Below are 24071 nucleotides of genomic sequence, written 5' to 3' on the forward strand. Positions count from 1 at the left end.
AGCGGTCTCGATTCCTTGAACCTTCGCACCCGACTGCGCACCACTCCGGCCGTATGGACCGCGCCGATCTGGCTCGGCATCATCGGCTTCTACTACTTCTACGCCCTGCACTTCGAGGATTCGTACGAGGAAGTCATCACGGGCCCGCTGTGGGCGCCCGAGCAGGTCGAGCTGGCCCTGTCCTACTTCTACGTCTTCGCCTATGCGATCACTCTCGGCCTGGCCGTCTGGGAGGGCGGGCGGTTGCGGCGGGACGGAGTGTGGCAGCTCGCCCCCGGACGGCCCCGGTACGGGGTGGCCGCCCACACGCTGCTGCCCGTCGTCGCCGCTGGCTGGCTGATCCTCGTGCTGCCGGTGGTGATGCGGTTGATCGAGACTCGACTCGTCCCCACCCCGGCCGCGCTGGCGCCCCTCGCCATGGCCATGGGCATCGTGTGCGCGTACGCGGTCCTTGGGTGCGCCATCGGCCACATCACTCCCCGGGTGATCTCCGCTCCGCTGTCCGCCGTCGCCGTGTTCTACGTCATCGTCGAGACGGTGAAGTACGACGATCCGGTGTGGCCGAGGCATGTGTCGGGGCAACCGGACACTTCGCTGGGGTTCGGTGAGGAGTACGGCGCTGCCACGCTGTTCATTCCCTTCCTGTTCGTCGCGGCGCTGGCAGCCGCGGTCGCCGTGTGGTGGATCCGTACGGCGGGAGGATCCCGGTGGGTGATACGCGGCGCGGCCGCCGCGGCGGCGGTCGCGACCATGGTGGCGTGCACCGATGTCGCCTCGGGGTGGGCGATCGCGGACGGCCCCGTCACCTCCGGACAGGCGGCCGCACGCTGCACCGGCCATGCCCCGCGTGTGTGCATGGCCGAAACCGGCGGAGCGGTCGACGAACTCGACGATGTGCGGGGCGAGATCGTGCGATCGGTGAGCAGGCTCCGCAAGGCCGGAGCGAACGTCCAGATGCCCGAAACCGTGTCCGACAGCCTGCTCAACGGCCGGGACCGGAAGACGTCATCGCACACGGTGTGGTGGCTCCCGCTGTCGCGACAGGCCGGAGAGCGGGGTGGAGGCATGCCCTTCGTCCGCTATGCCGTGCTGCGCACCGGCGTCACGTTCCCCTGCGCCTTCCCGGCCTCGTTCGACGAGGCTCCTTCCGCCGACTACGTCGTCAACCGCGACGCCGCGATGCTGTGGGCCGCCACCCTCATCGATGCCGACAAGCCGTACCTGGCGTGGCGGAAGGCGGAGTACGGAGGTGCGTTCCAGAACCCCCGCCAAGTCCTGGCGAAGGTGCGGGAGCGCGCGGACGCGGCTCGTCGGCTCCCGGCTGACCGGCAGGCACGGTGGTTCCACAAGGAGCAGGCGAAGGCGTGCCGCCTCGTCAGCCGGAAGGCAGGGTCATGATCTGGTGGATCAAGGCGCGACGGGTGCTCCCCGTGCTCCTGCCGGGGACCGCCGCGTTCACGCTGATCGTCGCCGTCGCGCACGACCGGGCCATCGAACTTCCCGGCATGCTGAGCGCCGGCGGGAACCGCGTGTTCCTCATGCAGATCATGCCGCTCGTGATCACCTCCGTCCTGGCGCACTGCCTCGCCCAGCGGCTCGTGGAGGCCGAGGCGGTGGCCGCACGGAACCTGCGCCGCCTGGACGCGCTCCTGGTCGTGGCGTGCGTGCTGACCGCGACCCTGGCGGGTCTGGTGGTCGGTGCCGTCTCGGGTTCCGACGAGGCGACCGCGGTCGGCCGCAACACCGTCTTCCTGACGGGGCTGATGCTGCTCGCCGACGCCGTGTACGCGAAGGCGGCCACGGTGGCCCCGGTCGGATGGGTCTTCGCCATCATGTTCCTCGGCTACGCCGACTACCACCGCCCCTGGCCATGGGCCCTCACCCTGCACCCCCCGGGCAACGTGCCCGCCCTCGCGCTCTGCCTGCTCGTCTTCCTCGGCGGACTCGTCGCCCAGGCCCGTGTCCGCCGCTCCGTGTGAAAGGCCCTCCCGCATGTCCGTCCAGCTCGATGCTGTCTCCTACGCGTACGGCCGCAACAAGCCCCGCGTCCTTGACCAGCTCTCCTACGCCACACCGGCGGGATTCACCGTCCTCCTCGGCCCCAACGGCGCCGGAAAGTCGACCCTGTTGAAGCTCGCCGCCGGTGTCAACGAGCCCACCACGGGTGCCGTACGCCTCGGTCGGCTGTCCTCGACCTCCCGGGAGTACCGCAGCAGGGTCGCCTGGATGCCCCAGTCGATCACCGCCATGACGGGCCTCACCGCCCGCGAGCAAGTCGCCTACACCGGCTGGCTCAAGGGCATGAACCGCGCCGATGCCTGGACAGCCGCGGAAACCGCCCTGGACCGTGTCCAGATGAAGGACCGCGCGGACACGAAGACCAAGCAGCTCTCCGGCGGGCAGCTCCGGCGCGTCGGCGTCGCCTCCGCCCTCGTCCACGACGCCCGCGTCCTGCTCCTCGACGAACCCACCGCCGGAATGGACCCCACCCAGCGCCGCGTCTTCCGCGACCTGATCCTGCGCCTCGCCACAGACGAGGTACAGGTGCTGATGTCGACTCACGATGTCGCCGACCTCGCAGAAGAAGCCGACACCGTCACTGTTCTCACCGAAGGGGCGATCACCTTCACCGGGGCTACACGGGACTTCCTCGCCCACGCACCGGCCGACACCCCCGAAGGACGACGGGCGGAAGTCGCCTACACCGCTGTGTCCACCTACTCCAGCCTCTCCGGCTAGGCGGCTTCGTTCGGAGCCGCCCAGTTCCTCTTCGGCGGCGAGGGGCCGCGCCGCGCCCGGGACGCCGTCCTGGCCCTGGCCCTGCCCGCCGGGGTGACCTGGGTGGTGGTCCGCACCGGTCTCACGCCGTCCGTGGCGTGGGACGAGAAGCGGCTCGTGGTCCGCAACCCGTTCTTCGTGTACGAGGCGTGCCTGGCCGACGGTGGAGTGGACCGACGCCCTGGTGCTGCCGATCCTGGGCGTCCGTCTGGGCGTTCCTGCCGTAGGCCGGTCCGGTCAGGCGGGGGGGCGGTTAGGCGAGGGGCGGTCGGACGAGGCGCGGTCAGATGAGGGGCGGGCGGCCCAGCTTCGTCATCAGCCACACCGTGCGCCAGCGCATCGGCCGCCGCTCGCCGCACGAGGTGCGCAGGCCCTCGACGAAGCCGCCCGCCCAGGCGCGCAGGCCGCCGAGGGACCGGGTGCGCACCAGCGTGAGCAGCGTCCACACCGCCAGGTAGAGGGGGACGAGCGGCAGCGGAAGGCGGCGCCGGGCCAGCCAGACGCGGTTGCGGGCCGTCATGCGGTAGTAGACGGCGTGCCGGGCGGGGGACGTCTTGGGGTGCTGGAGCAGCAGCGCCGGTTCGTACAGGACCTTCCAGCCGTCGTCGAGCGCGCGCCAGGCGAGGTCGGTCTCCTCGTGCGTGAAGAAGAAGTCGGCGGGCCAGTCGCCGATCCGCTCCAGCATCTCCATGGAGAAGGCGTGGCCGCCGCCGAGGAAGGACGTGACCAGGCCCCGGCGCATCGGGTCCTTGGCGCGCAGGCGCGGCACGTGGCGGCGCTGGGTCTCGCCGTGCTCGTCGGCGATGCGGAAGCCGACGACGCCGAGGCGCGGGTCCTCGGCGAACAGGCGCCGGACGGTGCGGAACACGTCGGGGTCGACGAGCAGCCCGTCGTCGTCGAGCTCGATCGCCACGTCCACGTCGCCGAACTCGCGCAGCCGCCGCAGGGCGACGTTGCGGCCGCCGGGGCAGCCCAGGTTCTCGTCGAGCGCGATCGTGGTGACCTCGCCGGGGTAGGCGGGGAAGTCCGGCAGCTCGGTGCCGTTGCCCACGATGACGACCCGGGTGGGCGGGACGTCCTGCTTGGCGACGGACTCCAGGAGGGCGTCGACGTCCTTGGGGCGGTTGCCCATGGTCACGATGGCCACACCCAGGCGCGGTTCGGACACGGGGAGCCCTCCAGATCGGGTCGCAGGGGTGGTCGGGGCGGTTCGGCCGCGGCCGGGGGAGCGGTGCGCCGCCTTGACGGTCCTGGCGATGGTAGCCGTTCACCGGTGTGTTCATCGCACGACGGGGCGCGTTCATGGCGTTCGCTCCGGCGCGTGCGCCAGGTGGCGCAGTGGCGGGCGCCGACGGCTCGGCCGGTTTTGGTCGTGACATGTCAAGAATCAAGAAGGCGCCCCTTGTGACCTCTGGGGGAGCGTGCCTCAATGCCCCCAACCCGAATCGCTGACGTACCGTCAGCCGCCGTGGGGCGGAGGCGTGTTCAGCGAGGCGGCACCCCACACTCCCCCCATGCGAAGGCAGGCCATTCCATGCGGCACGGCAGACTCGCCCTCTGTTCGGCACTCGGCACCGCGGCGCTCACGCTGAGCGCCCTCGCGCTCTCGCCCACCGCGACCGCCGTGGACCCGACGACGGCGACCCTCGACTTCGAGTGCGGCTCGTTCGGCTCGGGCGCGGCGACCCTCAAGGCCACGCAGAGCGGCACCAGCGCCACCATCGAACTCTCCACGTCCGCGATCACCGCGCCGGTCGACGTCGGCGCGGGCGCCGTCAACTCCACCCTCACCCTCACCAAGAACGGCACCGGCACCACCACCTTCACCGGCAACGCCAACCCGGCCATCCCCGCCGGCGGCGCCATCTCCACCGGCCCGCTCAAGGGCACCGTCGCCTCCGGCGACAGGCTCTCGGCCACGTCCCTCAAGGTCGTCGTCTTCGGCATCACCGTGACCTGCAACGCCACGTCGGCGCAGAAGCCGGGGCCGTTCGTCTTCTGACCGCCCCGCAGGGTGCCGCCGCCCGGACGGCGGGCGGCGGCACCCCCCGGGTAATCCCGTTGCCGCCGCGCCCGCGCCCTGCCTACCGTTCCGATCATGCTGCCCCCCGTGCACACCGGCGAGGAATGGGACGCGATCGTCCCGGACGAGGCCGTGATGCGGCCCGGCGCGGCGGACCTGTGCGCCCGGCTCGGCCTCGCGGGGGCGCCCCTGGTCCGCTTCCGCGAAGGCTCCCAGCCCGTCTACGCCGTCGGCGACGACCTCGTGCTCAAGCTCTTCCCCGCCGCCGCGGCCGACGACGGAGTCACCGAGGCCCGCGTCCTCGCCCACGTGCACGGCCGCCTGCCCGTCGCGACCCCCCGGGTCCACTCCTTCGGCGCGTACGAGAACGGCTGGCGCTACGTCCTGATGACCCGGCTCCCCGGCGAGGGGCTGCACCACGCCTGGCCGCGCCTGCCCGGGGCCGACCGGGAGCGGCTCGTCGAGCGGGCCGGGGAGGCGCTCGCCGCGCTGCACGCCCTCGACCACGCCCCGCTCACCGGCGCCCTCGGGCCCGGCGACTGGGACGCGTTCCTGGCCCGGCAGCGGGCGGGCGCCGTCGAGCGGCAGCGCGCGCGGCACCTCCCCGAGCACTGGCTGGAGCAGATTCCGGACTTCCTCGACGCGGTGGAGGGCGAGGTGGCGCCCACCGGGCCCCGGCGCGCCCTGCTGCACACCGAGTTCATGCGCGAGCACCTCCTCGCCGCGCCCGCGCCGGACGGCCGCTGGGAGCTCACCGGGCTCTTCGACTTCGAGCCCGCGATGATCGGCGACCCGGCGTACGACTTCGTGGCCGTCGGCCTCTACGTCACGCGCGCCGACCCCCGACTCCTGGCCCGCCTCAGCACGGCGTACGGCCACGCCTTCGAGCCCCGCCTGCTCCTCGCCCACACGCTGCTGCACGTCTACGGCAACCTGTCCCGGTATCTGCGCGAGCTGCCCGCCCCGCCCGAGCCGACCCTCGACGCGCTGGCCGAGCACTGGTTCGGGCGGGGCTAGCGCCGGGCTAGTCCACGGGCACGAGCGTCAGATAGGCGATGCCGAGCAGGCCGCGGTAGCCGCGCAGCCAGGTCGCGCGGTGCCGGTCCGCGCGCTCGCGGGCCTCGGCCGCGCGCGGATGGTCCGCGTGGGCGGCGAGCCAGACCTCGACGTCCGCCAGGTACGCCGACTCGAACTCCTCCCACTCCTCGGCGTTCGCTGTCTCCACCCACATCGGCCGGAAGCCCGCGGCGACCGCCGCGTCCGTCAGGTCGCCCAGGAGCAGGTGCTCGTCGGCGCGGGCGTCCGGCCACATCGCGGCCAGCTCCGCCGCCGTCGGCGTGCGTTCCCAGAAGCCCTCGCCGAGGACGACGCGCCCACCGGGGCGCACCAGGCGGCGCAGGGCGCGCAGCGCGTCGGCGGTGTGCGGGGGCGCGGCGTCGGCCGGGCGCAGGGTGTGGGCGGAGCCGAGGCAGAGCACGACGTCGGCCGGGCCGCGCGCGGTGTCCGTGGCCGACTCGGCCGCGAACTCCACGCGGTCCGCGAGCCCCCTGGACCGGGCCAGGGCCCGGCCCCGCTCCAGGTCCTCCTCGTTCAGGTCGACCCCGACGGCGGTGGCGGCGGGCGCCGCCTCCAGCAGTCGCAGCGTCAGTTCGCCCCAGCCGCAGCCGAGGTCGAGCACGGTGGGCCGGTCCGCGGCCGTCAGGGCCTCGGCGGCCCGCGCCACGATGCGGGTGGCCCGTGCCTCGGACAGGGGGCCGTGGAAGGTGAGGCGGGTGAGGCGGGGCGGGGTGTCTGTGGAGGTCATGGTGCGGCACGCTATGCGTTCTTGGTCGGCCGGTGCGCGGGATTTATGCCTGGCCGTGGCGACGGGGGCCCGCCCCTTCCCGCCTTCTGGGGGCTCCGCCCCCAGACCCCCGCTCCTCAAACGCCGGGGGGCTGGAACCCGGCCGTGGTCACGGAGCGTGCGGGCGTCGGTGGCGGGGGCGGCGTGGTGGTGTGACCGTGGACGCATGACCATTCCGGTGAACCAGCTCAGCGACCCGACGGTCAGGGACTTCGTCACCGCCCTGAACGCGGGCGACAAGACCGCCCTGACGGGCCTGCTCACGCCCGACGCGACCATGTCCGACGACGGCACCGACCGGAACCTGATGGAGTGGCTCGACCGCGAGGCCTTCTCCTCCGGCGGCCACATGGACGTGGAGTCGGAGGCGGACGACGGCCTCTCCCTCGTGGCTAACTACCGCAACGACACCTGGGGCGCGATGCGTACCAAGTGGCGGTTCACGGTGGACGGCGGAAAGGTGTCCCGGTTCGAGACCGGACAGGCCTGAACCGGGACCGGAGGGCGTCGCTCCAGGTCAGGCCGGGATGCGGACCGCCGTGCCCGACACGCGCACCCGGGCGTCGCCCTCGCGCAGCGTCACCGTGAGGACGCCGGGGCGCCCCATGTCCGCGCCCTGGTGCAGGGTCAGCTCCGCCGCGGCGGGCACCAGGCCGAGCTCGCGCGCGTAGGCGCCGAACGCCGCCGCTGCCGCGCCGGTCGCCGGGTCCTCGACGACGCCGCCGACGGGGAACGGGTCCCGTACGTGGTAGACGGACGGGGTCTCCCGCCAGACCAGCTGGACCGTCACCACGTCGAGCCGCAGCATCAGGGACTTCAGCCGCTCGAAGTCGTAGTCCAGGTCGGCGAGCCGCTCGCGCGTGGCCGCCGCGAGGACCAGGTGCCGGGCGCCCGCGAAGGCGATGCGCGGCGGCAGCTGCGCGTCGAGGTCGTCCGCCGCCCAGCCGAGGGCGGCGAGGGCCTCGGTGACGTCGGCCGCGGGGGCCTCGCTCACCTTCGGCTCGACGCTGGTCAGGGTGGCGCGCAGCGCCCCGTCGGCCGCCGCGACGGTGACCGGCACGGTGCCCGCCAGGGTCGCGAACGCGAAGTCGCCGGGCCCGTCGCGCTCGGCGAGGGCGACCGCCGTCGCCACGGTGGCGTGGCCGCAGAAGGGGACCTCCAGCTGCGGGCTGAAGTACCGCACGGTGAAGGCGCGGCCCTCGGGCCCGAGTCCGGCGGGTCCGGGCGTCACGAACGCCGTCTCGCTGTAGCCGAGGTCGGCGGCGATCGCGAGCATCCGCGTCGCGTCGAGCCCGGCGGCGTCGAGGACGACTCCGGCCGGGTTGCCGCCGTCGGGGTCGGTGGCGAAGGCCGTGTAGCGCAGGACGTCGGTGGCCCGGGCGGGCTGGTCTGATGTGCTCATGCCGCACGATAACCTCCGTGCGGTCCGGGAGTGTTCCCGGGCCGCACGGAGGTGCGCGCGAGCCCCGCGCGGGCTCAGTGGCAGTTCTTGGCGCCCCCGTCGCGCGTGGTCCAGGAGCAGGAGTCGAGCTGCGAGCCGTTCGGCTTGATCAGGCGGGCCTTGTCGCTCGTGTTGTTCCACACGTGCCAGCCGCGGCCCCAGTAGCGCACCCCGGAGGCGTTGGTGCCCTTGCCGGTGCGGACCTTGACGGTCTTGCCCGCGCCTATCTTGTAACTGCCGAAGGTGTAGGTGTAGTTGGTGTTGTCCTTCAGCTTGTAGCCCTTGAGCTGGATCGGGCTGCCGCTGTTGTTGTGGATGTTCACCCACTCGCCGTTGACCGAGGCGCGGGCGGTGGTGTCCCGGCCCGGGCTGTCGTACTGGATGTAGCCGAGGTGCAGACCGCCCTGGTGGCGCGGGGCGGCGGTCGCCGGGCCCGCGGCGAGCAGCGGGGCCGTGAGTGCGGTGGCGGCGAGGACGGCCGTGGCCGCCGAACGAATGCGCAACGTGTGCTCCGTGTGTGAAGTTTCCGTGGAGAGCTGCCGAGCCTAGCGGCTGGCCGCGGGCCCCGAGGGCGGATTCCGGCGGCTGGCCAGAGCCTGGTCCCCAGCTCGTCCGAAATCCGTAGGGGGTCATCCGCCGCTCGGCGCAGGGCGGTTCCGCGCCCGAGCGGGCCGGGTGAAGTCCGCCGCGGTACGGATGTGCCGCGCCGGCGCGTCGGACGTCTGCGGTCTCGTCGTGGCTGGTCGCGCCCACGCGGTGGAGCCGCACACAGACACAGCCCCGCGCCCCTATGGGGTGCTCCCCGGCGTATGCGGTATGGATGTGCCGCGCCATCAGGTCGGATGTCTGCGGCCTCGTCGTGGCTGGTCGCGCAGTTCCCCGCGCCCCTACGGGGCGCGCCCCCCCCCGGCGGATGCGGTACGGATGTGCCGCGTCAGCGCGTCGGATGTCTGCGGTCTCGTTGTGGCTGGTCGCGCCCACGCGGTGGAGCCGCACACAGACACAGCCCCGCGCCCCTACGGGGTGCTCCCCGGCGGATGCGGTATGGATGTGCCGCGCCATCAGGTCGGATGTCTGCGGCCTCGTCGTGGCTGGTCGCGCCCACGCGGTGGAGCCGCACACAGACACAGCCCCGCGCCCCTACGGGGCGCTCCCCGGCGTACCGCCCTCAGCCCCGCCCCACATACGGCATCGTGGTCGCGAGCACCGTGGCGAACTGCACGTTGGCCTCCAGGGGCAGCTCCGCCATGTGCCGCACCGTGCGCGCCACGTCGGCCACGTCCATCACCGGCTCGACCGCGACGTCCCCGTTAGCCTGCGGGATCCCCGCGCGCATGCGTGCGGTCATGTCCGTCGCCGCGTTGCCGATGTCGATCTGGCCGACGGCGATGCGGTACGGACGCCCGTCCAGGGACAGGGACTTGGTCAGGCCCGTGAGGGCGTGCTTGGTGGCGGTGTACGCGACGGAGTGCGGGCGCGGCGCGTGCGCGGAGACCGAGCCGTTGTTGATGATCCGGCCGCCGCGCGGCTCCTGCTCCTTCAGCTGCCGGAACGCGGCCTGCGCGCACAGGAACGCGCCGTTGAGGTTCGTGTCGACGACGCGGCGCCAGTCGTCGTACGCCAGCTCCTCGACGGGCACGCCGCCGGGCCCGAACGTACCGGCGTTGTTGAAGAGCAGGCCGAGCCGCCCGAACCGCTCGCGCACGGCGGCGAAGAGCGCGGTGACGTCGTCGGGCGCACTGACGTCGGCCCGTACGCACAGCGCCCGTTCGCGGACGGCGTCGCCCAGGTCGGCGGCGGCCAGGGCGACCGTCTCGCGCAGCGGGTCCTCCCGGCGGCCCGCGAGCGCGACGGACCAGCCCGCGCGCAGCAGCTCCAGGGCGACGGACCGGCCGATTCCGGAGCCCGCGCCGGTGACCACGGCGGTCTTCGCGGCGGCGTCCGGAGCGGCCTCCGGGGTCATCCCGGGGGCCGTCTCCGGGGCCTCGGAGGCCTCCTGAGGGTCCGTCCGGGAGGCGTGGGGAGAGGCCGTTCGCTCTGCGTTCATGGCCCCGCAGCGTACGGGAGGGTCCGCAACTCGGACCTCATCTGCTCGACATATGGCTGTTGTGTACGCGACAGGCCATCGTCGTCCCCCGGCACTCCAATGCACCGTACAGCCACTGTCCGGGAGGGGCACATGTCAGCTTCAGGTCACCACGCACCCGAACTCCGCGCGGCAGCACGCCACTTGGGCCGCCGTCGCTTCCTGACCGGCACCGGCGCGGCCGCCGCGCTCGCCTTCGCCACCAACCTGCCCACGGCCGGTGTCGCGGGCGCCGCCGAGCTCGACGCCGCACGCGTGACCGACGACCCGTTCACCCTGGGCGTCGCGTCCGGCGACCCGCAGCCCGACTCCGTGCTCCTGTGGACCCGCCTCGCGCCCAGGCCGTACGAGGAGAACGGCGGCCTGCCCGCCGAGCGCGTCACCGTCCAATGGGAGCTGTCCCGCGACCCCCGCTTCCGCCGCTCCGTCAGACGCGGCACCGCGACCGCGCACCCCGAGTTCAACCACTCCGTGCACGTCCAGGTCGACGGCCTCGACACCGACCGCGCGTACTACTACCGCTTCCGCACCGGCAAGTGGACCTCCGACACCGGCCGCACGCGGACCGCGCCGCGCCCGCACGGCCGCACCGGCGCGCTCACCCTGGCCGCCGTGTCCTGCCAGGCGTACCACGACGGCTACTTCACCGCGTACAAGCACCTCGCCGAGGACGACGTCGACGTCGTCCTCCACCTCGGCGACTACCTCTACGAGTACGCCGTGAACTCCGTGGGCGGCGCCCGCAAGTACACCGACCGCGTCCTGCCCGACGTCTTCAACCGCGAGACGCAGACCCTCGACGACTACCGCCGCCGGTACGCGCTCTACAAGTCCGACCCCGACCTGCGGGCCGCGCACGCCGCGCACCCCTTCGTCGTCACCTGGGACGACCACGAGGTCGAGAACAACTACGCCGACGACCTCGACGAGAACGGCAACCCGCCCGAGGAGTTCCTCCTGCGCCGCGCCTCCGCGTACCGCGCGTACTGGGAGAACCAGCCGCTGCGCCGCCCGCAGCGGCCCGCCGGGCCCGACATGCAGCTCTACCGCCGCCTCCAGTGGGGCCGCCTCGCCCAGTTCGACATCCTCGACACCCGGCAGTACCGGTCCGACCAGGCCTACGGCGACGGGGCGCACGTGCCCGGGCCCGAGTCCCTCGACCCCAAGCGGACCATCACCGGCGCCACCCAGGAGCGCTGGCTCATCGACGGCTGGCGCCGCTCCCGCGCCCTGTGGAACGTCGTCCCGCAGCAGGTCACCTTCTCCCAGCGCAAGCTCGACCTGAACCCCGTCGCCAAGGTCAGCATGGACGCCTGGGACGGCTACGCGGCCTCGCGGCAGAGGGTCCTCGCCGGGGCGAAGGCCGCCGACGTCGAGAACCTCATGGTCCTCACCGGTGACGTGCACGTCGGCTACGCCTTCGACATCCTCGACGACTTCGACGAGCCCTCGTCGAAGATCCTCGGCACGGAGATCGTCGCGACGTCCATCGCCAGCGGCAAGGACGGCGCGGAGCGGCCCGCCAACTGGGAGACGTACACGAAGGCCAATCCGCACCTGAAGTTCTACAACGGCCGCCGCGGCTACGTCACCGTCGCCCTGGGCCGTGACGAGGCCCGCGCCGACTTCAAGACGGTCTCCGCCGTCACCACGCCTGGCGCCCCTCTCACGAGGGCCGCGTCCTTCGCCATGGAGGCGGGCAACCCGGGCCTGCACCCGGCGTAGCCTCCCCTCCCCGCTTTTCGGCGCTGCGCGCCTCGTCCTCAAACGCCGGACGGGCTGGATGGTGCCGCTTGCGGCTGTGTTTTCAGCCTCTCCGGCGTTTGAGGAGCGGGGGTCTGGGGGCGGAGCCCCCAGGATCGGGAAGGGGCGGGATTGGGGGCCACCCGGCAGGGCCTGCGACGATAGGGGGACGTGACGACTACCGGGAGGGGCGCGATGGCGGAAGCACAGGCGGAGGGACAGATACGGGAGGCGACGGGGCCCCAGGACCCCGTCGCCCGTCGCATCGCCACAGGGGCCCTCGTCACGCTCATCCTCGGCGGCCTCACCGCCATGCCCCCGCTCTCCATGGACATGTACCTCCCCGCCCTGCCGGAGGTCACCGACGCCCTGCACGCCCCGGCCGCCACCATCCAGCTCACCCTCACCGCCTGCCTCATGGGCATGGCGCTCGGCCAGCTGGTCGTGGGGCCGATGAGCGACAAGTGGGGCAGGCGCCGCCCCCTCCTCGCCGGACTGCTCGTCTACGTCCTCGCCACCGCGATCTGCGCGTTCGCCCCGACCGCCGAGCTGCTCATCGCCTTCCGCCTGCTCCAGGGCCTCGCGGGCGCCGCCGCGATCGTGATCGCGCGGGCCGTGGTGCGCGACCTGTACGACGGCGTGGAGATGGCCCGGTTCTTCTCCACGCTGATGCTGATCTCCGGCGTCGCCCCCGTCGTCGCGCCGCTCATCGGCGGCCAGGTGCTGCGCCTGACGGACTGGCGCGGCATCTTCGTCGTCCTGACCGTCGTGGGCATCGCCCTGACGCTGTTGGTGTGGCGCGGCCTGCCGGAGACCCTCGCGCCCGGGGACCGGCACGGCGGCGGCACCGCCGAGGCGCTGCGCACCATGCGCGGGCTCCTCGCGGACCGCGTCTTCACCGGCTACATGGTCGCGGGCGGCTTCGCCTTCGCGGCCCTGTTCGCGTACATCTCCGCGTCGCCGTTCGTCATCCAGGAGATCTACGGAGCCTCGCCGCAGACCTTCAGCCTCCTGTTCGGCGTGAACTCCGTCGGCCTGATCGTCGTCGGCCAGATCAACGGCAAGCTGCTCGTGGGCCGGGTCAGCCTCGACAAGGCGCTGGGCTTCGGGCTCGTGGTGATCACGCTCGCCGCTGCCGCGCTGCTGCTGATGACGAGTGGCGTCTTCGGCGACGTCGGCCTCGTCGGGGTGGCCGCCGGGCTGTTCGTCCTGATGTCGGCGATGGGCCTGGCCATGCCCAACACCAACGCCCTCGCGCTGACGCGCACCAAGCACGCCGCGGGGTCGGCCTCCGCGCTGCTCGGCACCTCCTCCTTCCTGATCGGCGCGATCGCCTCGCCGCTCGTCGGCATCGCGGGCGAGAAGACCGCCGTCCCGATGGCCGTCGTCCAGCTGACGTGCGGGCTGGCGGCCATCGGCTGCTTCGTGGGACTGTGCCGCCCGTGGCAGCGCACCAGTACCAAGGAGGAGCCGGAGGGGGCGGACCGCTGACGCCGCCCCGGGTCCTGCGCCCGGGCACCGCGGACCGCGCCGGACTCGACCCCGACGCCCTCGCCCGCCTCGTCCACGACGTACGGGAGCTGACGCGCGGCCCGCGGCCGTGGTGCGCGGGCGCCGTGGTCCTCGCCGGGCGCGGCCCGGTGATCGCCGTGGCCGAGGCGGCGGGCTGGGCGGTGCGGTACGCCGCGTACGACGAGCGGGCCGACGCGGGCGTCGAGCTGCCGGACGGGCGGCGGGTGCCGATGACCGTGGACACGCCCTTCGACCTGGCCTCGCTCACCAAGCTGTTCACGACCGTGGCGGCCGTGCAGCAGCTGGAGCGCGGCACGCTCGGGCTCGACGAGCCGGTCGCGGCCCACGTCCCGGAGTTCACGGGCGCCGCCGCCCACGGGGTCACCGTGCGCCAGCTCCTCACGCACACGTCCGGCCTCCGGCCCGAGCTGCCGCTGTACGACCTGCCCGACGCGGCCGCGCGGCTGCGGGCCCTGCGCGCCGAGGCACCCTCAGGCCCGCCGGGCACCCACCTCTACTCCGACCTGAACCTGCTGCTCCTCCAGCACGTCCTGGAGCGCGTCACCGGGCGCCCCCTCGACGTGCTCGTCCGCGACGGCATCACCCGGCCGCTCGGCATGGCCGCCACCGCCTTCGGGCCCTGCCCCGGCGCGGCCGCCACCGAGGACCAGCGCGGGCCCTGGGCGAAGGCCGAGCGGGGGATGCTGCGCGGCGAGGTCCACGACGAGAACGCGTGGGCGCTCGGCGGCGTGGCGGGCCACGCCGGGCTCTTCTCCACCGCGCGGGACCTCGCCGTGTTCTGCCGGGCGCTGCTGTGCGGCGGCGCGTACGGCTCCGCCCGCGTCCTGGGGCCCGCCTCCGTCGACCTGATGCTGGCGCCGCCCGGGCTCGGCTTCGCCGTCGACCAGCCGTGGTTCATGGGCGAGCTGGCCGGGCGCGGGGCCGCGGGACACACCGGGTTCACGGGTACGTCCCTCGTCCTCGACCGGGCTTCGGACACCTTCCTGATCCTCCTGGCCACCACGGTCCACCCCCGGCGGCGGCCCCCGTCCAGCGCCCCCCGCGCCCGAGCGGCCACCACCCTGGCCCGGGCGCTGCGCCCCCGCTGACCCGGCAGGGCGCCGGGGCCCCGCGAGACCGGCCTAAAATCGACAGGTGCACGACCACCTTTCCCCCGCCGAGACCCTCCGCACCGCCCTCGCCGACCTGCTGGAGGACCTCCCTCCGCGCGCCGCGGCCCAGGCGGTGGACCGGCTGATCGCGAACTACCGGGGCGCCACCCCGACCGAGGCCCCCGTCCTGCGGGACCGCGCCGACGTCACGGCGTACGCGGCGTACCGGATGCCCGCCACCTTCGAGGCCGTGCACTCCGCCCTGCGGGCCTTCGCCGCCGCGGCCCCCGAGGGCTGGGCCCCCGCCAGCCACACCGACATCGGCGGCGGCACGGGCGCCGCCACCTGGGCGGTCGGCGCCACCTGGCCGGGGGAGCGGCCCGTCACCGTCATGGACTGGGCCGAACCCGCCCTGGACCTGGGCCGCGAGCTGGCCGCCGCGCACCCCGACCTGGCCGCCGCCCAGTGGCAGCGCGCCCGCATCGGCGCGTCCCTGACCGTGGCGCCCACCGCCCTCGTCACCCTCTCGTACGTCCTCGGCGAGCTCACCGACGACGACCGGGCCTGGGTCGTCGACATCGCCGCCCGCGCCGCCACCGACGCCGTGGTCGTGGTGGAGCCCGGCACCCCGGACGGCTACGCCCGCGTCCTTGAGGCCCGGGACCGGCTCGTGGCCGCCGGGTTCCGGGTGGCCGCGCCCTGTCCGCACAGCGACACCTGCCCGATCGTGCCCGGCAGCGACTGGTGCCACTTCTCCGCCCGCGTCAGCCGCTCCTCCCTGCACCGCAAGGTCAAGGGCGGCTCCCTGGCGTACGAGGACGAGAAGTTCGCGTACGTCGCCGCGGTCCGCGCCACCGGACCCGCGGCCGAGGGCCTCGCGCCCGCGCCCCGCCGCGTCGTCCGCAAGCCGCAGATCCGCAAGGGCCAGGTCCTCCTCGACCTGTGCGAGGCGGAGGGCGCGCTGCGCCGGGAGACCGTGACGAAGCGGCACGGCGCCCTCTACCGGCAGGCGCGGAACGCCGCCTGGGGCGACGCCTGGCCCCAGGCGTAGGCGCCGCGCTACCGCGTCCCGTTGTACGGGACAGCCCTGCACGGCGCGACCGTCAGCGCAGAGGTGCGGGCGGTTCAAGGCCGCCCGCACTGGGAAGCGCCCCCGAAGGGGCGCGGGGCTGTTCACATTTGCGGCTCCGCCGCGTGGGCGCGACCAGCCACGACGGTCCGCAGTCGAGGGACGGCCTAGCGCAGCCTCAGCTCCTGCGTGCAGCACTTGACGCTGCCCCCGCCCTTGAGCAACTCGCCCAAGTCCATGCCGATAGGCTCATAGCCCCGGTCGCGCAGCGGCTGGAAGAGCCCGGTCGCCGCCTGCGGAAGCAGCACGTGCAGACCGTCGGAGACGGCGTTGAGGCCGAGGGCCTCGGCGTCCGCCTCCTCGGCGATCAGCGCGTCGGGGAACAGCCGCTTGAGCACGGCCTGGCTGCCCGGCGAGAACGCGCCCGGGTAGTACATGACGTCGTCCGCCGCGTCGTCCAGGACCGCGAGGGCGGTGTCCAGGTGGTAGTAGCGCGGGTTGATCAGGTCCAGGCCGATCACCGGGCGGCCGAAGACCTCCTGGGCCTCGCCGTGCGAGAGCGGGCTGGCGCGGAAGCCGCGGCCCGCGAGCACGTAGGAGGACGTGACGGCGAAGTCGCCCTCGCCCTCGTTGATGTGGGTCGGCTCGTGCACGTGCTCGAAGCCGTGGGCGCGGAACCACTCCAGGTGGGCCGCCGCCTCGGCCTGCCGCTCGGGGTAGGCGAAGCTCGCGCCGAGGACCCGGCCGTCGACGACGGTGGCGCCGTTGGCCGCGAAGACCATGTCCGGCAGGTCGGGTCGGGGTTCGAGCTCCTCGACGGTGTGGCCGAGCGAGCGGTAGCGGTCGCGCAGGTCTTCCCACTGGGCGATGGCCAGCGGGACGTCGACGGGTTTGGCGGGGTCCATCCACGGATTGATGGAGTACGTGACCTTGAAGTGCGCCGGTGGGCACATCAGGTAGCGCCGGGGTGTGGCGCGCCGGGCAGCTTGACGCAACGAAGGCTCCTCACGAACCGCAGGGGCTATTGCTGCCCATGGTGCGGTCTGAGAAGCCTTCGCGCAGTGATCTGTGGCGCTCGAACTGTGGTGTGGACGGGAAATTGCTCATGAACCGGAGGTTCCGGCGGTCAGGAGCCTCCGTTCCCGGGGGCATCCCGCGTCATGAGTCGTGGTTCGCCGCCCGGCCCTCCTGGAGTTTGCGCAGCAGCTCACGCTTCTGCTCCTGGGCGCTGAGCCCGCCGCCGACGCGGCCCGCGCCCTTCCCGCCGCGCAGGGCCTTGCGCGACAGGTTGCTGCGGGTACCGCCCACGCCGAGCATTCCGGATCCGCCTCGCGACATGGTGTGACCTCCGTGAGTCGTCGAAGTAGTCGTCGGCGCCGCTGACACACCGACGACTGGCGAGACGTTTCGTCTCGTTGCGCCTCGACAGTAGCCGAGACGCTCCGTCTTGTCGAGGGAATTGATGGCGCCGTCGGCATTGATGAGACGCGGCGTCTCGCGGCGCTGCTACATTCGACGGCATGGCCCAGAAGACCGCACCTGACTCCACGCGCCGCAGCGAGCGCTCTCGCCGCGCGATCTACGACGCCGCTCTCGCCCTGGTCGGCGAGGTCGGCTACGGCAAGATGACCATCGAGGCGATCGCCGCGCGCGCGGGCGTCGGCAAGCAGACCATCTACCGCTGGTGGCCCTCCAAGAGCGCCGTCCTGCTCGACGCCTTCCTGGACCTCGCCGAACAGGCCAACGCCCAGCTCAGCGAGGAGGCCGGGCTCGCGGAGCCCGCGACCGACATCCCGGACACCGGCGACCTCGAAGCCGACCTCAAGTTCGTGCTGCGCGCCACCGTCGACGAGATGACCGACCCCAAGTTCGACGCCCCCGCCCGCGCGCTCGCCGCCGAGGGCGTCGTCAACCAGGAGTTCGGGGCCGAGTTCGTCGAGAAGCTCCTCGAACCCCAGCTCCAGCTCTATGTGAAGCGCCTGCGCAGCGGCCAGGACCGCGGCGAGATCGCCGCCCACGTCGACCCGCGCGTCGCCCTCGAACTGTGGACGGGCCCGCTCGCCCAGCGCTGGATGCAGCGCACGGGCCCGCTCACCCACGCGTACGCCGACAAGCTCGTCGAGTACGCCCTCTACGGCATCGCGCCCCGCGTCACCGCTGGTTGAGCGGCCCCGGCAGGCGCCGGACCGCCTTCCGCGCGCCCTTGACCGGGGTCCGCGCAAGGAGCCCAGGGGCGTCCGTGATCACGCCGTTGCAGCCGAGCCGGAGCACCCGGTCGCGCTGCGCGGGCGTGGTCACCGTGTGCGCCCACACGCGCGGGACGCCGGAGTTCACCGCCCGCCGCAGGTCCTCGTCGCGCGCCTTGTAGTCCACGTCCAGTACGTCGACGAACGACGCCCAGCGCTCCGGGCGGTCCGAGCGCAGCTGCCGCTTGGACCGCCACAGCTGCGCGAGCAGGCCCAGGTGGTGCGCGCGCCGGGCCACCCAGGGCTTGTTGGAGTTCACGAACACCGAGCGGGCCAGGCCGCGCTCGTGGATCAGCGCGCTCAGCCGGTTCAGGCTCTCGGGGTCCTTCGCCTCCAGCATCAGCATGACCCGCCCGCCGAACCGGTCGAGGACCTCCGTCACGGTCGGCGGCCGCTCGATCCGCCACAGGCCCGGCACGTGCCGCTGCGGGCGCAGCCGCACGTGCTGCCACTCGCGGGCGGTCAGCAGGTGCACCGGCCCCGTCGCGTACGTCGTGCGGTCCAGGGTCGCGTCGTGCAGCACCACCAGGGTGCCGTCGGCCAGCATCCGCGTATCGGCGTCGAGGACCTGCGCGGTGCCCCGCTCGAACGCCGTCATCAGGCCCGACATGCTGTTCTCCGGCACCTCCAGGGCGCCGCCCCGGTGGGCGGCGTAGACGAACGGCGGCAGCGCGTCGACCGTGAGGGGGCCGCCGCCCCACTCCAGCGGGGCCAGGAAGGCGGTGGGCCCGGTGAGGGCCAGGGCGGTGACGCCCGAGAGTGACAGCACAGTCCGTGTGACCATGGCGACCACGGTAGGAGCGGAAAACGCCACTTCGCCCGTAATGACGCGCTATGTCACCCCCCGCCTTGCATCACCCCAGCTACCCCGGATGTGGGCTACGGCCACCCGGGGAGCAGGATGGTGGGACCATAGGTCATGCTGTTCCGCACGACGGCGAGGTGAGGGGATAGATGGGCGCAGAGTTCGGCCGGACGTCCGGCGCGCAGAGCAGGATCTCCCAGTGGCTTCGCCGACGGGCACGTGCGGGCGCGGACGGCGACGCCGAAGCCACGCGCCGTGAGGACCTGCTGCTCGCCGTCGCCGCGGCGGGGCTGCCGCTCGCCCCGGCCGCGTACCCCGCCGGATACCGCTGTTCCTGCGACCGCATCGGCTGTCCCACCCCCGCCCGGCACCCCGTCTCCTTCGCCTGGCAGACCCAGTCCACCACCGACCGCGGCCAGATCGAGCGCTGGGCGCGACACCAGCCGCAGGCCAACTTCATCACCGCGACCGGCATGGTGCACGACGTCCTCGACGTGCCGCTGGAGGCCGGGCAGGCCGCCCTCGCGCGGCTGCTCGCCGACGGCATCGAGGTCGGGCCCGTCGCCGAGTCCGAGGGGGCGCACGGACAGGGGCGGATGCTCTTCTTCACCGCGACGCGCGGGACACCGGAGGACGAGGACGAGTGGTGGCCCTGCGAGCTGGACTGCCACCCGGAGACCATGGACGAGCATCCGGGGCTGCGCTGGCACTGCCGCGGGTCCTATGTCCTGGTGCCGCCCGCGCGACTGCCCGGTGACCTCGCGGTCGGCTGGGTGCGGGGGCCCGAGTTCGCCCTGCCCGACCCGCTGACCCTCCTTGAGATCCTCACCGACGAATGCGCCCGGTACGCGGGGGAGCCCCAGGGAGACGTGGCCGCCTGGCCGCTGCGCGGCTGAGGCCTAGGCGCCCTTCGCCCCCACCAGGCCCTGCATGCGGCCCAGTATCGTGACCTCGCCCTTCGCCCTGGGCGTCAGAGAGACCTGGTTCGAGACGCGTTCGAGGGTGACGGACTGCTTGGCCTCGCCCTTCATGAGGGCCTTGACGTCCGGTTCCACGGAGACCGTGAGGCCCTTGGACGCGGTCTGCTTCTCGTAGTGGTGGGTGGAGAAGAACACGAGCGCGCCGCCGTCGCGGGTGCGCAGGCCTATGGGGGCGAACGCGCCGGTGTTCCGCGGCTCGTCCAGGTACTGCACGGCGAGGCCGAGGCGCTTGCCGTTCTTGTCGCGGGCGGCCTTCCACTGCGTGGTGTGCGGGCCCGGGGCGAACGCGTCGCCGCCGGACTTGAGGAACGCCGTGTACGCCGCGCCGAGCCGCCGGGGCGCAAGGGCGAGACCGGCCCGGTCGGCGGCGACCGGCTCCACGTACCCGTCCTCGTCCCGCTTCAGGTCCGGGATCCGGTCGGGACGGACCAGGTTCAGATACGTGGCCTCCCACAGCTGGTCCCCGCCCGCGCGGGTGAAGACGATCAGCCAGCGGTAGCCGTGCGGCTTGCGGTTGCTGAGGGCGTCGACGACGAAGAACCGGGGCCAGCCCGCCTTCTTCGGGACCGCGTACTTCACGTCCGTGAACCGCAGCGGCACGTGCCGGGCGTTGCCGTCCGGGTGCTGCGCGCGCCGCGCCTTGAGGCCCGCCTGGTTGATGGCGCCGAGCGGTCCTGTGACGCGGGCCGCGTCCAGGGCGGGGTCGTAGGCGCGGTCGGCCTTGTTGTAGGCGCGCAGGAATTCCTTGAGGGCGCGGGAGGCCTCGGCCTTGGTCGCGGTCGGGATGACCTCCCGCTCCCCGTGCACCGTCACGCATCCGCTCGCCGTCGTCGACAGGGCGAGTGCCGCTGCCGCCGAGGCACCGAACCGCCCGAGCCTGCGCACCCTGATCATGGGACCCCTTCACTCTCCCCGCTCCCGGGCCCGAACCCTACCGGGGCCCCGCCGGGAGCGGGCGCGGGGGCGCCGTCAGGAACCGGAGGCGTCGGCCTTCGCCGGGCCTGCGGCCTTCGGGGCCCGCTCGGCGGGCGTACGGGAGCCGGTGCGGGCCGGTGCGAGGAACAGCGCGAGGACCGGCACCAGGTACAGCGACCAGACGACGACCTGGAGGACCGTCGGGTTCGGCTGGAAGTTGAACACGCCCTTCAGGAGGGTGCCGTACCAGCTGTCCGGCGGGATCGTCGTGCTGATGTCGAACGCCTTGTCCTCCAGGCCGCCGAGGAACCGTGCCTCCTGGAGGTCGTGCACGCCGTAGGCGAGGACGCCCGCTGCCACCACGACGAGCATCGCGCCGGTCCAGGTGAAGAACTTGGCGAGGTTGATGCGCAGGGCCCCCCGGTAGAACAGCCAGCCCAGCGCGACGGCCGTGAGCAGGCCGAGGACCACGCCGAGCAGCGGCCCGTGCGTGCCGTCGTTGGACGCGCGGACGGACGCCCAGACGAACAGGGCGGTCTCCAGGCCCTCGCGGCCCACGGCCAGGAACGCCGTCGCGACGAGGGCGGCCGTGCCCATCCGCAGGGCCGCGTCGAGCCGCCCGTGCAGCTCCGCCCGCAGATGCCGGGCGGTGCGCCGCATCCAGAAGACCATCCACGTCACGAGCCCCACCGCGAGGATCGACAGGGAGCCGCCGAGGGCCTCCTGCGCCTCGAACGTCAGCTCCTGTGAGCCGAAGGTGAGGGCGCAGCCGAAGCCGAGGGACAGCGCCACGGCGACGCCGATGCCGGTCCACACCGGGGCGAGCGCGTCGCGCCGCTCCGTCTTCACCAGGTACGCGACGAGGATGCACACCACGAGGCTGGCTTCCAGGCCCTCCCGCAGGCCGATCAGGTAGTTGCCGAACATCGCCTCACGCCTTCCCGGTGAACAGCGCGCGGCCCCACCAGTCGTCCTTGTCCCGCACCCCGGGCGGGACGGCGTAGACCGCCGAACCCACGTGCTGGATGTATTCGTTGAGCGCGTCCTTCGCCGCGAGCGAGCGCTGCACGGGGATGAAGCCCTCGCGCACGTCGCGCTGGTAGGCCAGGAAGAACAGGCCCGCGTCGAGGCGGCCGAGGCCGTCGGTGCCGTCGGTGAAGGAGTAGCCCCGGCGCAGGATCGTCGCGCCGCCGTTGGAGTCGGGGTGCGCGAGCCGTACGTGTGCGTCGGGCTTCATCGCCTTCAGGAACGGCTCGTCGCGCTCCTTGGCCTTGCCGACGGCGGCGCCCTCGCCCTTGTCGCGGCCGAAGACGTCCTCCTGCTCGCGCAGCGAGGTGCGGTCCCAGGTCTCGATGTTCATGCGGATGCGGCGCGCGACGAGGTAGGAGCCGCCGGTCATCCAGTCGGGGCCGTCCTTCTCGCCGACCCACACGTGCCGGGCGAGGCGGGCCTCGTCGGTGCCCGCGATGTTGCGGGTGCCGTCCTTGAAGCCCATGAGGTTGCGCGGCGTCTGGGCGTCGGGCGTGGTCGAGGACGTCTTGCCGAAGCCGAGCTGCGACCAGCGGATGGCGACCTTGCCGAAGCCGATGCGGGCCAGGTTGCGGATCGCGTGCACCGCGACCTGCGGGTCGTCCGCGCAGGCCTGCACGCACAGGTCGCCGTCGCTGCGGGCCCGGTCGAGGTTGTCGCCGGGGAACTTGGGCAGGTCCACGAGGGCCTTGGGGCGCCTGCCCGCGAGGCCGAACCGCTCGCCGTGCCTCTCGAACAGGGAGGGCCCGAAGCCGAGGGTGAGCGTCAGGCGCGAGGGCTTGAGGCCGAGCGCCTCGCCGGTGTCGTCCGGCGGCGCCTCGGCGAGCCCGCCGAAGGCGCCCTCGCCGACCGCGTGGCCCGCGGTCATCCGGGCCGCCGCCCGCGTCCACTCCTTCAGGAGCGCCACGAACTCCTCGCGGTCCTCGGTCTTCACGTCGAACGCGGCGAAATGCAGCCGGTCCTGGACGGGCGTCGCGATGCCCGCCTGGTGCGGGCCGTAGAAGTCGACGGCCGCGCCGGTCGAGGCCGCGGGCACCGCGTCACCGGCGTCGGACTCCTCGCGGGTCACCGCGACCGCGCCGCCCGCGGCCGCCGCGCCGAGCACGAGCCCGGCGCCGCCCCAGCCGAGCAGGGAACGCCGCGACGGCGCACCGGTGCTGGTCTCCTCAGTCATGGTTGAGCCTCCCCTCCCTGGGACGCGTCACTTGGAGGTGACGACGGCCGCCGCGAGCTTCGACAGCGGCTCCGCGAGCGCGTTCACCCCGTCGAGCAGCTCCTTGCGGTCCGCCTTGCCGACCTTGTCGTACGACGTGAAGTCGGAGGAGCCCGCCTTGCCGGAGCGGTGCCGGTCGAGGAGCTCGCCCAGGGCCGCGAACTGCTTGTCGAGCTCCTTGGCGAGCGCCGGGTCGTTCTCCGCCGCCACCGGCTTGAGCAGGGCGAAGGCCTTCTCGGCGCCCTCCACGTTGGCCTTGAAGTCGACGAGGTCGGTGTGCGAGTAGCGCTCCTCCTCGCCGGTGACCTTGCCGGTGGCGACCTCGTCGAGGAGCTCCTTGGCGCCGTTGGCCATGGACGTCGGGGTGATCACGGCCTTGCCGACGCGCTTGCGCCAGTCGGCGAGGTCCTTGTCGAGCCGGGTGGCGAGGTCCTTCTCGCGCTGCCCGATCTTCTTGTCCTGCCAGAGCGCGCGCTCCAGGCGGTGCCAGCCCGTCCAGTCCTTCGCGGGGTCCTGGTCGTCGCCGAGCCCGTCCTCGCGGACGTCGACCTTCGGGTCGATGTCGCCGAACGACTCGGCGACCGGCTCGGTGCGCTCCCAGCCGATGCGGGAGGGCGCGTACGCCTTCTTCGCGGCCTCCAGGTCGCCCTTCCTGACCGCGTCCGTGAAGACCTTCACCTTGGGGAGCGTCTCGTCGGCCTGCGCCTGGACGTAGGAGCGGTATTCGGCCACCGCCTTGTCGAGGCGCGGGTCGCGCTTGGCCGCCTTGCCGCCGCCGGTGGCCTTTACGGTCTTGCGGATGCCCTTGCCCTTCATGCCGGGCTTGCAGGCGATGCGGTAGTCGCCCTCCTTCACCTCGGCGGTGAGGGTCTGCCGGGTGCCGGGGCCGATGTTCTCGCGCTCGCTGACGATGCGGTCGTCAGGGAAGAGGAGGTAGACCTCGGTGACCTTGGAGCCCTTGTTCTCGATGGCCAACTTCACGTGCCCGGCGGGGAATTCCTTCTTCGACACCTCGCACGCGTCGTCGCTCGCGGTCACCTTGATGGTGCCGTCGCCGCCCTTGCCGTCGCTCTTCTCGGTGCAGCCGGTGAGGGCCACGAGGGCCGCCGCCGCGGTGGCGGTGGCGAGGGGAAGGCGGGCGCGGTGCATGGAGGCTCCAGGTGGAAGAAAGTGAGGGGAGCCTAACTTAACCGAGCCTTACTTCGGGCATGCCCACGAATGGGCAAAGGACGGGTCAAGCGATGTCCTGAAATCGACGGTGATCGTTGGCGCGGTC

Annotated in this window: 24 protein-coding genes; 12 read left to right on the forward strand and 12 right to left on the reverse strand. The window is 73.1% G+C overall.

What is annotated here, in order from left to right; all coding sequences use genetic code 11:
* The first annotated feature begins 15 nt into the window (after positions 1–15).
* From ACIG3E_RS10675 to ACIG3E_RS10685, 3 genes are read left to right on the forward strand one after another with little or no spacing between them, the layout of a single operon-like run.
* Positions 16–1398 carry a hypothetical protein gene (locus tag ACIG3E_RS10675; RefSeq protein ID WP_399613878.1) on the forward strand — a complete coding sequence of 461 codons (1383 nt, stop codon included), beginning with the start codon at positions 16–18 and terminating at the stop codon, positions 1396–1398.
* Complete coding sequence (locus ACIG3E_RS10680) at positions 1395–1979, forward strand: hypothetical protein (protein ID WP_399613881.1); 585 nt, start codon at positions 1395–1397, stop codon at positions 1977–1979. Before ACIG3E_RS10675 ends, ACIG3E_RS10680 begins: the two co-directional genes overlap by 4 nt.
* 13 nt (positions 1980–1992) lie before the next feature.
* Positions 1993–2739: an ATP-binding cassette domain-containing protein gene (locus tag ACIG3E_RS10685; RefSeq protein ID WP_399613883.1), complete on the forward strand. Its 747-nt coding sequence runs from the start codon at positions 1993–1995 to the stop codon at positions 2737–2739.
* A 322-nt stretch (positions 2740–3061) separates the two neighbouring features.
* Here ACIG3E_RS10685 and ACIG3E_RS10690 read toward each other — a convergent pair whose 3' ends face one another.
* Complete coding sequence (locus ACIG3E_RS10690; RefSeq protein ID WP_399613885.1) at positions 3062–3946, reverse strand: glycosyltransferase family 2 protein; 885 nt, start codon at positions 3944–3946, stop codon at positions 3062–3064.
* A gap of 366 nt (positions 3947–4312) precedes the next feature.
* On the opposite strand from ACIG3E_RS10690, the gene ACIG3E_RS10695 reads away from it, so the two are divergent.
* Both ACIG3E_RS10695 and ACIG3E_RS10700 read left to right on the forward strand, forming a co-directional pair.
* Entirely contained in the window at positions 4313–4780 is a 468-nt protein-coding gene (locus ACIG3E_RS10695) for a hypothetical protein (RefSeq protein WP_399613888.1), read from the forward strand.
* A 96-nt stretch (positions 4781–4876) separates the two neighbouring features.
* Complete coding sequence (locus ACIG3E_RS10700; RefSeq protein ID WP_399613890.1) at positions 4877–5818, forward strand: aminoglycoside phosphotransferase family protein; 942 nt, start codon at positions 4877–4879, stop codon at positions 5816–5818.
* 7 nt (positions 5819–5825) lie between these two features.
* Here ACIG3E_RS10700 and ACIG3E_RS10705 read toward each other — a convergent pair whose 3' ends face one another.
* A complete protein-coding gene (locus ACIG3E_RS10705) occupies positions 5826–6605 on the reverse strand; it encodes an SAM-dependent methyltransferase (RefSeq protein WP_399613893.1) in 780 nt (259 codons plus the stop codon).
* A 205-nt stretch (positions 6606–6810) separates the two neighbouring features.
* Between ACIG3E_RS10705 and ACIG3E_RS10710 the strand changes: the two genes are divergently transcribed.
* Complete coding sequence (locus tag ACIG3E_RS10710; protein ID WP_399613894.1) at positions 6811–7134, forward strand: nuclear transport factor 2 family protein; 324 nt, start codon at positions 6811–6813, stop codon at positions 7132–7134.
* Positions 7135–7161: 27 nt separating this feature from the next.
* On the opposite strand, the gene ACIG3E_RS10715 is transcribed toward ACIG3E_RS10710, so the two are convergent.
* The 3 genes from ACIG3E_RS10715 to ACIG3E_RS10725 all read right to left on the reverse strand — a co-directional run bounded on the left by ACIG3E_RS10715 (position 7162) and on the right by ACIG3E_RS10725 (position 10048).
* Positions 7162–8046 (reverse strand): PhzF family phenazine biosynthesis protein, encoded by an 885-nt coding sequence (locus ACIG3E_RS10715; protein ID WP_399613896.1) that lies wholly within the window; start codon positions 8044–8046, stop codon positions 7162–7164.
* 74 nt (positions 8047–8120) lie between these two features.
* A complete protein-coding gene (locus ACIG3E_RS10720) occupies positions 8121–8588 on the reverse strand; it encodes a lamin tail domain-containing protein (RefSeq protein WP_399613898.1) in 468 nt (155 codons plus the stop codon).
* Positions 8589–9253: 665 nt separating this feature from the next.
* A complete protein-coding gene (locus ACIG3E_RS10725) occupies positions 9254–10048 on the reverse strand; it encodes an SDR family oxidoreductase (RefSeq protein ID WP_399614812.1) in 795 nt (264 codons plus the stop codon).
* A gap of 216 nt (positions 10049–10264) precedes the next feature.
* On the opposite strand from ACIG3E_RS10725, the gene ACIG3E_RS10730 reads away from it, so the two are divergent.
* The 4 genes from ACIG3E_RS10730 to ACIG3E_RS10745 all read left to right on the forward strand — a co-directional run bounded on the left by ACIG3E_RS10730 (position 10265) and on the right by ACIG3E_RS10745 (position 15589).
* Positions 10265–11896 (forward strand): alkaline phosphatase D family protein, encoded by a 1632-nt coding sequence (locus ACIG3E_RS10730; protein WP_399613901.1) that lies wholly within the window; start codon positions 10265–10267, stop codon positions 11894–11896.
* A gap of 213 nt (positions 11897–12109) precedes the next feature.
* A complete protein-coding gene (locus ACIG3E_RS10735) occupies positions 12110–13405 on the forward strand; it encodes a multidrug effflux MFS transporter (RefSeq protein WP_399613903.1) in 1296 nt (431 codons plus the stop codon).
* Positions 13357–14535 (forward strand): serine hydrolase domain-containing protein, encoded by a 1179-nt coding sequence (locus ACIG3E_RS10740; protein WP_399613905.1) that lies wholly within the window; start codon positions 13357–13359, stop codon positions 14533–14535. The genes ACIG3E_RS10735 and ACIG3E_RS10740 overlap by 49 nt, the downstream gene beginning before the upstream one ends.
* Positions 14536–14581: 46 nt before the next feature.
* On the forward strand, positions 14582–15589 hold the full coding sequence (locus ACIG3E_RS10745; RefSeq protein WP_399613908.1) for a small ribosomal subunit Rsm22 family protein: 1008 nt from the start codon (positions 14582–14584) through the stop codon (positions 15587–15589).
* Between the two features lie 185 nt (positions 15590–15774).
* On the opposite strand, the gene ddaH is transcribed toward ACIG3E_RS10745, so the two are convergent.
* The gene (gene ddaH / locus ACIG3E_RS10750) at positions 15775–16602 is read right to left on the reverse strand and encodes a dimethylargininase (RefSeq protein WP_399613912.1); all 828 of its coding nucleotides are present in this window, start codon (positions 16600–16602) and stop codon (positions 15775–15777) included.
* Positions 16603–16765: 163 nt separating this feature from the next.
* Entirely contained in the window at positions 16766–16945 is a 180-nt protein-coding gene (locus ACIG3E_RS10755) for a DUF6243 family protein (protein WP_399613914.1), read from the reverse strand.
* A gap of 182 nt (positions 16946–17127) precedes the next feature.
* Between ACIG3E_RS10755 and ACIG3E_RS10760 the strand changes: the two genes are divergently transcribed.
* Positions 17128–17772: a TetR/AcrR family transcriptional regulator gene (locus ACIG3E_RS10760; protein ID WP_399613916.1), complete on the forward strand. Its 645-nt coding sequence runs from the start codon at positions 17128–17130 to the stop codon at positions 17770–17772.
* Here the strand turns inward: ACIG3E_RS10760 and ACIG3E_RS10765 are convergent.
* Positions 17759–18637: a glycerophosphodiester phosphodiesterase gene (locus tag ACIG3E_RS10765; protein ID WP_399613919.1), complete on the reverse strand. Its 879-nt coding sequence runs from the start codon at positions 18635–18637 to the stop codon at positions 17759–17761. The genes ACIG3E_RS10760 and ACIG3E_RS10765 overlap by 14 nt on opposite strands.
* Positions 18638–18807: 170 nt before the next feature.
* Between ACIG3E_RS10765 and ACIG3E_RS10770 the strand changes: the two genes are divergently transcribed.
* Positions 18808–19554: a bifunctional DNA primase/polymerase gene (locus ACIG3E_RS10770; RefSeq protein WP_399613921.1), complete on the forward strand. Its 747-nt coding sequence runs from the start codon at positions 18808–18810 to the stop codon at positions 19552–19554.
* A 3-nt stretch (positions 19555–19557) separates the two neighbouring features.
* Here ACIG3E_RS10770 and ACIG3E_RS10775 read toward each other — a convergent pair whose 3' ends face one another.
* The 4 genes from ACIG3E_RS10775 to efeO all read right to left on the reverse strand — a co-directional run bounded on the left by ACIG3E_RS10775 (position 19558) and on the right by efeO (position 23944).
* On the reverse strand, positions 19558–20532 hold the full coding sequence (locus ACIG3E_RS10775) for a hypothetical protein (RefSeq protein WP_399613924.1): 975 nt from the start codon (positions 20530–20532) through the stop codon (positions 19558–19560).
* Positions 20533–20607: 75 nt separating this feature from the next.
* Positions 20608–21480 (reverse strand): iron uptake transporter permease EfeU, encoded by an 873-nt coding sequence (gene efeU / locus ACIG3E_RS10780; protein ID WP_399613927.1) that lies wholly within the window; start codon positions 21478–21480, stop codon positions 20608–20610.
* A 4-nt stretch (positions 21481–21484) separates the two neighbouring features.
* On the reverse strand, positions 21485–22756 hold the full coding sequence (gene efeB, locus ACIG3E_RS10785; protein ID WP_399613929.1) for an iron uptake transporter deferrochelatase/peroxidase subunit: 1272 nt from the start codon (positions 22754–22756) through the stop codon (positions 21485–21487).
* Between the two features lie 27 nt (positions 22757–22783).
* Positions 22784–23944 carry an iron uptake system protein EfeO gene (gene efeO, locus ACIG3E_RS10790; RefSeq protein WP_399613932.1) on the reverse strand — a complete coding sequence of 387 codons (1161 nt, stop codon included), beginning with the start codon at positions 23942–23944 and terminating at the stop codon, positions 22784–22786.
* Positions 23945–24071 lie beyond the last annotated feature (127 nt).

The organism is Streptomyces sp. NPDC053474 (assembly GCF_044544845.1).
GTDB lineage: Bacteria > Actinomycetota > Actinomycetes > Streptomycetales > Streptomycetaceae > Streptomyces.